The sequence below is a fragment of the Halobacillus sp. HZG1 genome, from assembly GCF_035818575.1.
GTDB classification, from domain to species: Bacteria; Bacillota; Bacilli; order Bacillales; family Halobacillaceae; genus Halobacillus; species Halobacillus litoralis.
On sequence record NZ_JAYLVQ010000032.1, the window covers coordinates 1 to 12107 of the forward strand.

Sequence of the window (12107 nt, forward strand, 5' to 3'; positions counted from 1 at the left end):
AGGCACTCATACTGGGCAAAGGGGTTCGTTTCTCACCCTTTTTCGTATGGGGTGGTTGGGAAGCTGCGAGACTCCCGTGGGAGAAAGGAGATCGGCGAGATCCCGCAGGGCGTAGCCCGAGGAAGCTCGCCACTCCCCCACAGGAAAGCGAGTAGCTTCCCAGCCACCCCTGACGCTCAATCCGGGCAACGGACCCCGGAAAGTCTCGAAACTGAGTCTTCCACAATCCTGCCATTTAGTAAACGTTGGGTAAAACCTTATTCGGGAGCTGACCAGGGTTCGGTTTGTTTTTTGTAGTCCAAAATCGTGAGTAGTAGGACAAGTAGGAAAAGGAAGCTGGACAGCTTGAATAACGTAGCTGTTTCGACGAATTGATAAATAAACCCGAGAATGAATGCGCTTGAACCGATACCAAGATCAATGGATGAATAATACATCCCATTAGCAATCCCGCTTCGCTCTGTCGTTGTTTTAGAGATGACCCATGCTTGAAGAGCCGGCATCATCGACCCGAACCCAATCCCGAATATAGCACCTGCAATGACCAGGTGGACGTTCGAACTGGCTAGAGCAAGCACCCACATCGCGCTAAACGAAAGAACAGAACAAATCATGATCAATTTCCACGGGCCGTGTTTATCAAAGTAGCGGCCCGTGATGGGTCTCGTTATGGTTGCAAATACAGCATTGAAAAAGTAGAAAAGGAAGGTTCCGGAAAGTCCCTGTTCATTACCGAAAATGACGATGTAGGTGACGACAGAACCGTAGCCGAAGGTATTCAAAATCGTAACGAGTGCCGGATACCAGCTTCTTTTTTCAATGAGCGAACCTGTAAAAGAGAAGCGTGGAGGATCTTCTTGGTTCTTATATACCTGATCCGGTGTTACAAAACTTGTTACAGAGAAGAGTACAATGGCAATCATACCTAAGCCAGCAGCAATGCCAACGAGTAGGTCGAAGGAATAATTCTGGTAAAGGTAGATACCGAGGCTCGGGGCCATAATCATCCCGACCGTTACGGAAAGGCCGAAATACCCCATACCTTCGCCAACACGTCTTCTGGGAACGAGATCGACAGCAGCCGTTCCGTTTACCGTTGTTGACCAGCCCCACGCGATCCCGTGAATGAAACGAATGATTAAGAGAATAACAACCACTTGGGTAATCGGGTAAAGGGCGGTCATGACGAGTAAGGAAACGGCTCCGATCAATACAAGGATTTTGCGTGGACGAGTCATCAACAGGTGGCCGATGAAGGGGCGTATGGCGATGGCTGCAAAAGCAAACGTCGTCGTAATCAGTCCTACTTGTAAACCCGACCCTCCAATGGATTCAATATAGGGAGGGAGGTTTGGAAGAAGCATTTGAAAGCTCATGAATGTGAAGAGGTTGGCTAAGATCAAAAATATGAACGGCCATGTCCAAAGTTTTGGTTTTGGCATTTCTTTTCCCCGCTTTCATTTCAAGTATGATTCGTCATATGTCCAAAAAAGGAAACCCACTATAAATAGCGGGTTTCCTCTACTATTATTCTGGATTCGTGGTTTCTCTTCTCTCCAGCCATTCTTCGTAAAAATGACTGATGATGGCTTTCAGTACCGCATAGGTCGGAATCGCGAACAGCAATCCCAGAAATCCGGCGAGACTTCCTGCTGCCAGAATCAAGGTGATGATGGTCAGTGGGTGGATGCTGAGTGCTTTCCCCATGACGTTAGGGGAGACAAAGTTTCCTTCCAGCTGTTGCGCGATAATTGTGATTACGGCTACCCAGACAGCAAGGATCGGGTCCTGGAACAGTCCTACGAGCAGGGCTGGAATCACAGCTAAAAATGGACCGACAAAAGGAATGACATTCATAACCATGGCGAACAAGGCCAGGGTGAGGGCGTACTTCAAGTGTATAATCATGTATCCGATCAAAAGCAGCAGGCCAACAACGATACTTACTGTCATTTGGCCCAAGATAAAAGCGTTCAGCGTGTAGTCGACGGACCGGGCCAGCTTCTCGAAGCTCTTAGCAGCACGGTCACTTAAAAACTGCTTAATGAAGGGCACAAGCTTATCTCCATCTTTCAACATGAAGAAAAGGAAGAAAGGGATAAGCACAAGCGCAAAGACAAATCCGATCAGCTGACTGACGACATTGATAATGACCGTTGGTGCTCCTTGTAAATAGGTTTCTAAGTTATTGACGACATTATCAATGGTGCTGTTGAATTCACTTGGAATAATGTCCTGATTTTGCTGCCAGTACGTGACGGTTTCACTCAGCATATCAGCCATATCAGGGATGTTATCTACAAGTTTTGTGAACTGCTCCTGCGCAATCGGAGCAATGAAACGGGTGATCAGGAATCCAATGAATATGTAGAAAAGAAAGATGATCAGTATTCCCAGTATACGTGGAACCCGGTATTTTTCTAATAGCTGCAGCATCGGACGGGAAATATAAAAAAGAATCCCTCCGCCAATGAGAGGAACAGCGATGGCTGCAATATAGGTCAGAATGGGTTCAAAGAAAAAATGGATTTGGTTTAATAATAAAACCAACAGGGAGAGAAGGATGGCGGTTACAATGACTTGGAACCAACGTTTATGAATCAAAAGCGGACACACCTTTTTGTAAGAGTTTAATCACTATGTTAAGAATACCAAAGTTTGTCGGTGAAGCAATACATTTACTTTTAATCTTAGTAAGAATAAACTGAAAAAAGAAGCATGAATTTGAAGGAGGAACTTGAATGAAGAATGAACTACTGGAACGCTTTACTTCTTATGTAAAAATCGATACGCAATCGGATGAAAACAGCCCGGCCACTCCTTCCACCGAAAAACAATGGGAGCTCGCTGATAAACTGGTGAATGAACTGAAGGAGGTTGGGATGCAGGAGGTCACAGTGGATGATCACGCCTATGTAATGGCAACACTCCCGTCCAATACGGATAAAGAAGTCCCGGTCATCGGTTTTCTTGCGCACATCGATACAGCCACCGACTTTACAGGGGCTGGAGTGAACCCGCAAGTCATCGAGGATTATGACGGTGGGACCATTGTATTGAACAAGGATGTGGTGCTGTCACCAGATGAATTCCCGGAACTACCTACATATAAAGGGCAGACTTTAATTACAACAGACGGTACGACACTTCTTGGAGCAGATAACAAAGCGGGGATTACGGAAATCATGACAGCCCTGAATCATTTGATTAAGAACCCGGATATTAAGCATGGGAAAATCCGGGTAGCTTTTACTCCGGACGAGGAAATTGGAAGAGGCCCACATAAATTTGACGTGGAGCGGTTTGGTGCGGCTTATGCTTATACGGTCGATGGTGGTCCGCTGGGTGAACTTCAATATGAAAGCTTCAATGCGGCAACAGCTAAAGTGGTTTTCCATGGTCATAGCGTTCACCCGGGGACAGCCAAGAATAAAATGGTGAATGCAGCGAAGCTTGCGATGGCTTTTCACCATTTCTTACCCGAACAAGAAGCTCCTGAGCATACGGAAGAATATGAAGGCTTTTTCCACCTTCACTCGATACAGGGAGACGTTGAGAAAGCTGAATTGACCTATTTGATTCGTGACCATGACAAAGATTCGTTTCAACAGAAAAAAGAAAAGATGGAGCAAACAGCAGAAACCATCCGTGAACAACATGGCAGGAAACGAGTGGAACTGACCATCGAAGACCAGTATTACAACATGGGGGATAAAATCAAACCGGTGAAACATATTGTGGATATTGCTCACGCTGCTATGTTGAATAAAGGTGTGGAACCCCTTGTGAAACCGATCAGGGGAGGAACGGATGGCTCTCAACTTTCCTATATGGGACTGCCGACTCCAAACCTATTCACAGGTGGAGAGAATTTTCATGGGAAGTATGAATATATTTCGCTTGAAAGTATGGAAAAAGCGACCGAGGTCATTGTCGAGATTGCCCGGTTATTTGAAGATCAGGCAGATAAGTAAGAGAAGACGCGAATAGCTCAAACGTTCGTTCAATAGTGCATAAGGAAACCTTCCTGTCCTCATACTAGAATTATTCTATACAGTGGGCAGGAAAGTCGTTGACAAAACAAGGTTGCGTGCTATGATTAAGGGTAGATGTAGCATTCCTAAAGGGGAGTAGCTGGGACAATAAAGTCGTCATTTCGGGAAACATTCCCCGGCTTTATTGGCAACGGAAGTTGTTAGCGAGACCTTTACCCACTGTGGTAAAGGTCTATTCTTTTGGTCCTTACCATAGTGGTGGGGACCATTTTTTATGGAAAAGGAGAGAATAGAATTGGATGCTCAATTATTGATTGAATACGGTTGGGTTTTGATTGTGCTTGTCGGATTGGAAGGGATTCTTGCAGCTGACAACGCCCTTGTACTAGCAATCATGGTCAAACACCTGCCGGAAGAAAAAAGGAAAAAGGCTTTATTTTACGGTTTAGCGGGTGCATTTATACTTAGATTCGGATCTCTATTTATCATTTCCTTCCTTGTCGACGTGTGGCAGGTTCAAGCATTGGGAGCTGCTTACTTACTTTTCATTTCAGGAAAACACCTCTTTGACCGGTGGCGGACCAAAGGGGATGATTATGAAGAAGAAATGGAAGAAGATGCAGGGGATCAGCGAGGTAAAGGCTTTTGGGCGACTGTCCTTAAAGTAGAGCTTGCCGACCTCGCTTTTGCCGTGGACTCTATATTGGCTGCCGTCGCTCTTGCTGTCGCTTTGCCTGAAACAGATCTACCGGAAGTCGGAAGCTTGGACGGTGCACAATTCGCCGTCATCCTCACCGGTGGTATGATCGGTATTATCATCATGCGTTTTGCGGCCGGTTACTTTGTGAAACTTCTGAAGTCACGTCCAGGTTTAGAAGTAGCGGCATTTGTTATTGTCGGCTGGGTCGGTGTCAAATTAGTTGTCTCTACGCTTGCTCACCCGAACATACAAATTTTGGATGAGCACTTCGCTCATTCGACCTTATGGAAAATTATTTTCTATTCTATCCTTGTCCTGATCGCAGCATTGGGATGGTTCTTATCAGAGAAAAAAGAAGTGGAAGAAGAATAACTAAAAAGCTGTGGCCTTCGCCGCAGCTTTTCTTATGGGCAAATTCTTTTACTTTCCTTATGAGAAAGTTAAGATAAAGAAAAGGGAGACAAAGGAGGGCTAACTAATGGGCAAAGCAGCTCAGCATCCTTCACAACAGTTTCATTATATAAAGAATAGAATACAAATGCTCAACCAGGTCGTATCCAGTATGGATGCAGAAAATGTGGACATCCAGGATTTCAATCGTGTTTTGGATATGATTGAGCAGCTCCAGGTGAAAATGTCCCGCTTTAAAAAAGATTGGGAGCAGGAATCATGAACATTCATTGGACACCTATCACTCAGCAAGACGCAGAAGAAATTACAGGATGGAAATATCCTGAGCCCTATAATTTTTATGATATGACGGCTGATGAAGAAGATTTAGAGCTGTTCATTAATCCTGAAAAGCGGAGTCCTCATACGTTTAGTGGTCACAAGGACGGAGAGTTGACCGGTTTCCTGACGGTGGATTTAGAAAACCATCCCACAGTTGATCTTGGTTTAGGTATGCACCCGGATGAAACAGGTAAAGGAGAAGGGGAAAGCTTCGTGCAAGCCTGTCTCGAATTTGCAGCAAAAAGGTATGAAGCCACAGCTTTCACACTTTCTGTTGCTACATTCAATGAACGTGCGATTTCTGTTTACGAACGTCTAGGCTTCAAAAAGAAGCACACGTTTACGCAGGCAACAAATGGGGGACATTATGAGTTCCTTTCGATGGAGAAATAAACAAGGAGAGTGGCATCATGGCTTTGCATCATTTTCATTTGAAAGCCGACTGGCCGGGAGGCAGGAATGAAGTCGGCTACATTGAATCCGAAAAGCTGAAAACAAAAATATCCATACCAAAAGAAATGGATGGACCGGATGTAGGAACCAACCCAGACGAGATGCTTCTGGGAGCGGCGTCCACTTGTTACATCATCAGCCTCGCAGCTTTGATTGAAAGGGCGGAATTACCTCTAGAAGAAATGGATATGGAGTCCGAAGGGATCGTGGATGTGACCGATGGAATTTTCACCTATCAAAAGATCATTCACAGACCGAGAGTAGTCCTGCGCCCGGAAGCGGACGAAAAAGATTTATCCAAACTGAACCGCCTCATTGAAAAGGCTGAAAAGAGCTGTATGATCTCAAAAGCCATTCAAGGGAATGTTGAACTTGAAATGGAAGCAGACACAAGAATTGCTGAATGACAAAAAGGACGGCCCCCCTTACAGGCCGTCCTTTTTGTTTTCCTCAAGCTGATGGAGGATCAGGAGTTATTGGGTTAATAAATAGACACGTGCTTCGAAAGGTTTAAGTGTAAAACTATTTTCATCCACATGTTTATCAACAATCAGGTTTGAGAGGATTAAGTCGTCCGAATTTAGTGTATAAGAAGACTTAAATGCTGCTGTCTTTTTCGTCAGGTTCGAAATCACTAGAGCTGTCTGATCGCCAAGTGTTCTCGTATAAGCATAAATCTGTTTGTCGTCTGGAAGAATCAACTCATACGTCCCATAGGTGAAGAGGTCATATTGTTTCTTTAGACGAATCATTTCTTTATAGTGATTCAAAATTGAATGGGGGTCGTCTTGCTGGTCTGCGACATTGATGACCTTGTAGTTAGGGTTGATTTTCATCCAAGGCGTTCCGCTTGTGAATCCAGCATTTTCCTCATGACTCCATTGCATAGGGGTCCGACTGTTATCCCTGGAGGTATTCCAAAGAATCTGCATGATTTCTTCGTGAGACATGCCTTTTTCTTTTTTCGCCTTGTATAAATTCTTCGCTGCGACATCATCATAATCTTCAATAGAAGGGAAGGCCACATTTGTCATACCGATTTCCTGTCCCTGATAGATGTACGGTGTTCCTTGCATGAAGAAATACATCGTTGCAATGGATGTTGCACTTTCCCGCCAGTAGACTTCGTCGTCTCCCCACGTAGATACAACACGGGCTTTATCGTGGTTTTCTACGAATAGAGCATTCCATCCGTCACCTTCCAAAGCTTTCTGCCAGCGTGTAAGTACTTCTTTCAACCCTGGGATATCGAGCTGTTGCTCTGCATCCTGATCCCAGAGATCCAAATGTTCAAATTGGAAAATCATATCCATTTTCCCATTGTCTCCAACCCAAAGATCGGCTTCGTCGGCACTAACACCATTCGCTTCGCCGACGGTCATGACGTCATAATTGCTGTACGTTTCGTCTTTGAATTCTTGTAAAAATTTATGGATGCCTTCCTGATTCATATGCATATCAAAGGAAGATACGTATTTCTCTTTCTTTGGATTTGGCATATCAGGGAAGTCCGGACGTTTTTTAATGTGACTGATGGCATCAATGCGGAAGCCATCAATCCCTTTTTCCAGCCACCAGTTGACCGTATCATATAACGCTTCACGAACTTCGGGGTTTTCCCAGTTCAGATCCGGCTGTTTGGTGGAGAACACGTGCAAATAATATTGCTCTGTTTTTTCATCGTACTGCCAGGCAGAACCATCAAAGATACTTTCCCAGTTGTTTGGTTCGGCACCTTTTTTTCCGTCCCGCCAAATGTACCAGTCACGCTTCGGATTGTCTTTGGATCTTCTAGATTCAATGAACCATGGGTGCTCATCGCTTGTGTGGTTGAGCACAAGATCAATGATCAGTTTCATGTCCCGTTTGTGTACTTCCTGAAGCAATCGATCGAAATCTGCCATCGTTCCGAATTCTTCTAGAATGTCCTGATAATCAGAGATATCGTAGCCATTGTCATCTTTGGGAGACTTGTACATCGGGCAGATCCAAATAAAATCAATGCCCATTTCTTTCAAATAATCAAGCCTGTCAATCATACCTTGCAAATCCCCGATTCCGTCACCGTTCGAATCTTGGAAACTGCGAGGATAGACTTGGTATCCAACCGCTTCCTTCCACCATACACGTTCCATAGTATTCCCCTCATTTCATTACAGTTATATGCAACCGATTGCGCATTTTGTGAAAAAATAAAAACCTGATCACATTCCAAGCTTTTACTGGATTAATATTTTTATAAATTCTTCCAAGTTTTGTGCAAACGTTTTCTTAATGTAATCTATCTTATCCGATTTTATCTGTTTTTACAATAGGAATTGTAGTGAAAAATGAAAATAGAGGAGTTCATTTGAATTGCACTTTATAAATAAATCCGATATGATTTATATTGTAACGGAAAATTGAATAACGTAAACCTTCGGGGTCGGGTGAAAATCCCAGCCGGCGGTAATGAGCATATGCTCCGAGCCCGCGACGGAGAATCAGTGTTAGGCACGGTTCTCCCTGATTTGGTGAAACTCCAAAGCCGACAGTTAAAGTCTGGATGGGAGAAGGTTGTAGAAACGTAAAGGTACTAAAATCAAAGCAATACGTGTACCCTTTTTTAAGTGTATGCGATTTACGTTCAACGACCCTGGAGAAGTCTGTCTTCTTCAGGGTTTTTTTATTTTTTCGGCAAAGCATGCCGGTTGGAAAAGGTGGTGAAGGTCTTGGATCGGGATGAAAGGTATATGAGAATGGCTGTAGATATGGCGCGGGAAACGGTTGGTCAGACAAGTCCGAATCCCTCCGTCGCTGCGATTGTCGTTAAGCATAATCAGATGGTGGGCGTAGGCGTTCATGTCAAGGCAGGAGAGCCTCATGCCGAAGTTCATGCACTCCGCATGGCAGGAGAGAAGGCGAGAGATGCAGAAATTTATGTCACACTTGAACCGTGCAGCCACTATGGGCAGACCCCCCCATGTGCAGAAGCCATCATGGAAGCTGGCATAAAAAGAGTGGTGGTTGCATCGAATGATCCCAATCCTAAAGTATCCGGCAGAGGTATTCGGATGATGAGAGAGCATGGTCTTGAGGTGAAGACAGAGGTGCTGAAAGAAGAGGCAGATGAAATCAATGCTTCCTTTTTTCACTTTATCCAAAAGAAAGAACCTTATGTCCGTTTGAAGACGGCTATGAGTTTGGATGGAAAGATCGCCACATCCACAGGAGAAAGCCAGTGGATTACGGGTGAAGAAGCGCGCCGTGATGGCCACCACTATCGCCATCGCTCTGATGGCATCTTAGTTGGAATCAATACAGTGCTGATGGATAACCCTAAGCTGACAACGCGAATAGAGGGAGAAGGCCGTCATCCAAAAAGGATCGTCCTTGATACCCATCTCAGGATACCGCCTTCCTCTCAGTTGATCCAGGACGACTCAGCGCCAACATGGGTGTTCACAGGGAATCATGTGAAAAAAGAAGCGATGGATACCTTTGAAAACTATGAACATGTCACCATCATCCCACTTCATGGTGAAGAGGTTTCCATAGAAGAAGTCCTGCGGTATTTAGGAGAACGAAAAGTCACTTCTTTGCTTGTTGAAGGAGGAGCGACGATTGCGGATGCGTTCGTACGTGCGGGAAAAGTGGATGAAACCGTGACGTATATGGCACCGAAGTTAATCGGAGGAAAAGAAGCCTTAACACCTGTGGGCGGAAAAGGCATTCAACAATTAAAGAATGTAAGCTCCTTTGAAATCGTTTCGACTGAAAAAATAGGGGATGACATTAAAATTGTTTCCGTTAGAAAAGGAGAATCTTAATGTTTACGGGGATCGTTGAAGAAATAGGAACATTAAAATCAGTAAAAAATAAAACCGAAGCACTCGAAGTGAACCTTTCAGCCAAAGAAATTTTAACAGACGTCAAATTAGGCGACAGCATATCCGTCAATGGCGTGTGTCTGACTGTAACAAACTTTTCGGAGCAGACGGTTTCTTTTGACGTCATGCCTGAAACATACCGAGCTACGAACATTCATGAACTTCAGCAGGGCGACCCGGTGAACCTGGAAAGGGCGATGGCTGCAGGCGGACGTTTCGGAGGACATTTAGTTTCCGGACATATTGATGGAACGGGTAAAATCGTTTCGAAAAAGCCTGAATCCAATGCCGTTTATTATGAAATTGAACTACCTGATGAACTTATCCAATATTTCGTATATAAAGGGTCCATTGCTGTGGACGGGACTTCTCTGACGGTTTTTGGTGTCGATGACTCCAAAGTGACGATTTCCCTTATTCCTCATACGATGGAGCACACGGTGCTCGGCGCAAAAGGACCTGGTGACAGTGTCAATATTGAGTGCGACATGATCGGAAAATATGTGGCTCATTTTTTGAGCGGACAAAACAAAGAAGAGCCGAAGTCGAGGCTGTCCAAACAGTTTCTTTCTGACAACGGCTTTGCATAAGAGGGTGAAATGATGTTTGATTCAGTTGAAAAAGCCATTGAAGATTTAAAACAGGGGAAACTTGTCATTGTATGTGATGACGAAGATCGTGAAAATGAAGGAGATTTAATTGGGATTGCTGAGTATGCTTCTTCTGAAATGATCAATTTCATGATCAAGCACGGACGCGGACTTGTCTGCGCCCCGATCACGAATGATCTGGCTCAGGATTTAGAACTTGCGCCGATGGTCGATAACAATTCGGATCCCAATCAGACGGCCTTTACTGTAAGTATCGATCACAAAGATACAACGACGGGAATATCTGCGGATGAACGGGCATTGACGATTAAGGAAATGTTGAACCCGGAAACGACAGCAGCAGACTTTCAGAAGCCGGGGCATATTTTTCCTTTAATTGCGAAAGAAGGCGGCGTCCTGCGCCGGGCAGGGCATACGGAAGCATCTGTAGACCTTGCCAAGCTTGCTGGAGCACGCCCGGCTGGTGTCATTTGCGAGATCATTAAAGATGATGGAACGATGGCGCGTGTGCCTGACCTAAGAAAAATGGCGGATGAGTTTGACCTCCCTATGATTACGATTGCAGATCTTATCCAATACCGTCATAAAAAGGAGAATCACGTCAAACGTGAAGTGGAAGTGAAAATGCCGACAGAATACGGAGATTTCCGTGCGATCGGATTTTCCAATGATATTGATTTTAAAGATCACATCGCGCTGGTCAAAGGGGAAATCAATCCGGATGAACCGACGCTAGTCCGTGTTCACTCTGAGTGTTTGACAGGAGATGTGTTCGGTTCTTACCGCTGTGACTGTGGTCCGCAGCTGCATAATGCGCTGAGACAGATTTCGGAGAACGGAAGCGGCGTCCTTCTCTATATGAGACAGGAAGGCCGTGGAATTGGACTCATGAATAAGCTTCAAGCATACAAACTTCAAGAAGAAGGTTTGGATACAGTAGAAGCGAATGAGAAGCTTGGGTTCGGGCCTGATTTAAGAGATTACGGAGTAGGTGCCCAAATCCTTAAAGATCTCGGCATTACTAAATTGCGACTTCTTACGAACAATCCGAAAAAGATCTCAGGTCTTGGAGGTTTTGGGCTGGAAGTTGTTGATCGCGTTCCGATCCAAATGGAATCAAGAGAAGAAAACGAAAGATACCTAAAAACAAAACAATCGAAAATGGGACACTTATTTCACTATTAGAAGGGATGAAAGAAACATGGTAAAAACGTTAGAAGGTAATCTCGTAGGCACAGGATTGAAAGTCGGGATCGTTGTCGGTCGTTTCAACGATTTCATTACAGGAAAGTTATATGAAGGCGCGGTTGATGCGTTCAAGCGTCATGGCATTGAATTGAATGACGTTGAAGTGGCTTATGTACCAGGAGCTTTTGAAATCCCACTAGTGGCAAGCAAAATGGCGAACTCAGGAAAATACGATGCTGTCGTTACTCTTGGAGCGGTTATTCGCGGTTCTACTCCTCACTTCGATTATGTATGTAGTGAAGCGGCTAAAGGTGTATCGAACGCCTCTCAACAAAGCGGCATTCCGGTCATCTTCGGCGTCATTACGACAGATACTATTGAACAGGCGATTGAGCGCGCGGGTACGAAGGCAGGAAACAAAGGCTGGGAAGCAGCTACGGCGGCCATTGAAATGGCAACCCTGCTTAAAAACTTCGAATAATGATAAAGAGCTGACCATGGACAGGTCAGCTCTTTTTTTGTTAATGGACAATGAAACTTCCTTGATGAAAGGAAAAAC

At 44.7% G+C, this 12107-nt stretch carries 12 protein-coding genes and 1 riboswitch; of the genes, 9 read left to right on the forward strand and 3 right to left on the reverse strand.

The genetic code is table 11. The features are described from left to right. Positions 1 to 257: 257 nt before the first annotated feature. The gene (locus tag VKA52_RS04365; RefSeq protein WP_160910809.1) at positions 258 to 1442 is read right to left on the reverse strand and encodes an MFS transporter; all 1185 of its coding nucleotides are present in this window, start codon (positions 1440 to 1442) and stop codon (positions 258 to 260) included. 85 nt (positions 1443 to 1527) lie between these two features. Then, on the reverse strand, positions 1528 to 2604 hold the full coding sequence (locus VKA52_RS04370) for an AI-2E family transporter (RefSeq protein WP_326314322.1): 1077 nt from the start codon (positions 2602 to 2604) through the stop codon (positions 1528 to 1530). 137 nt (positions 2605 to 2741) lie between these two features. Here VKA52_RS04370 and pepT point away from each other — a divergent pair, with 137 nt between their 5' ends. The 5 genes from pepT to VKA52_RS04395 all read left to right on the forward strand — a co-directional run bounded on the left by pepT (position 2742) and on the right by VKA52_RS04395 (position 6287). After that, positions 2742 to 3974, forward strand: coding sequence for a peptidase T (gene pepT / locus VKA52_RS04375; RefSeq protein WP_326314323.1), 1233 nt, complete (start codon positions 2742 to 2744; stop codon positions 3972 to 3974). Positions 3975 to 4290: 316 nt separating this feature from the next. Then, positions 4291 to 5067: a TerC family protein gene (locus VKA52_RS04380; RefSeq protein ID WP_160910812.1), complete on the forward strand. Its 777-nt coding sequence runs from the start codon at positions 4291 to 4293 to the stop codon at positions 5065 to 5067. Between the two features lie 106 nt (positions 5068 to 5173). Next, on the forward strand, positions 5174 to 5368 hold the full coding sequence (locus tag VKA52_RS04385) for an SE1561 family protein (RefSeq protein WP_160910813.1): 195 nt from the start codon (positions 5174 to 5176) through the stop codon (positions 5366 to 5368). Continuing rightward, positions 5365 to 5820, forward strand: coding sequence for a GNAT family N-acetyltransferase (locus VKA52_RS04390; RefSeq protein ID WP_326314325.1), 456 nt, complete (start codon positions 5365 to 5367; stop codon positions 5818 to 5820). Before VKA52_RS04385 ends, VKA52_RS04390 begins: the two co-directional genes overlap by 4 nt. 17 nt (positions 5821 to 5837) lie before the next feature. Continuing rightward, positions 5838 to 6287, forward strand: coding sequence for an OsmC family protein (locus tag VKA52_RS04395; RefSeq protein ID WP_160910815.1), 450 nt, complete (start codon positions 5838 to 5840; stop codon positions 6285 to 6287). A gap of 66 nt (positions 6288 to 6353) precedes the next feature. Here the strand turns inward: VKA52_RS04395 and VKA52_RS04400 are convergent, their stop codons facing one another. Next, complete coding sequence (locus VKA52_RS04400; RefSeq protein ID WP_326314326.1) at positions 6354 to 8015, reverse strand: glycoside hydrolase family 13 protein; 1662 nt, start codon at positions 8013 to 8015, stop codon at positions 6354 to 6356. Positions 8016 to 8291: 276 nt separating this feature from the next. Continuing rightward, positions 8292 to 8441, forward strand: a riboswitch (FMN riboswitch). A 171-nt stretch (positions 8442 to 8612) separates the two neighbouring features. Here VKA52_RS04400 and ribD point away from each other — a divergent pair. The 4 genes from ribD to ribH are packed head-to-tail and all read left to right on the forward strand — an operon-like array spanning position 8613 to position 12029. Further along, positions 8613 to 9689, forward strand: coding sequence for a bifunctional diaminohydroxyphosphoribosylaminopyrimidine deaminase/5-amino-6-(5-phosphoribosylamino)uracil reductase RibD (gene ribD / locus VKA52_RS04405; protein WP_442788824.1), 1077 nt, complete (start codon positions 8613 to 8615; stop codon positions 9687 to 9689). Then, positions 9689 to 10339, forward strand: a complete 651-nt coding sequence (gene ribE / locus VKA52_RS04410) for a riboflavin synthase (RefSeq protein ID WP_160910817.1) — start codon at positions 9689 to 9691, stop codon at positions 10337 to 10339. Before ribD ends, ribE begins: the two co-directional genes overlap by 1 nt. A gap of 12 nt (positions 10340 to 10351) precedes the next feature. Then, positions 10352 to 11545 (forward strand): bifunctional 3,4-dihydroxy-2-butanone-4-phosphate synthase/GTP cyclohydrolase II, encoded by a 1194-nt coding sequence (locus VKA52_RS04415; RefSeq protein WP_326314328.1) that lies wholly within the window; start codon positions 10352 to 10354, stop codon positions 11543 to 11545. Positions 11546 to 11561: 16 nt separating this feature from the next. Further along, positions 11562 to 12029, forward strand: coding sequence for a 6,7-dimethyl-8-ribityllumazine synthase (gene ribH, locus VKA52_RS04420; protein ID WP_160910819.1), 468 nt, complete (start codon positions 11562 to 11564; stop codon positions 12027 to 12029). The last annotated feature ends 78 nt before the right edge of the window (positions 12030 to 12107 follow it).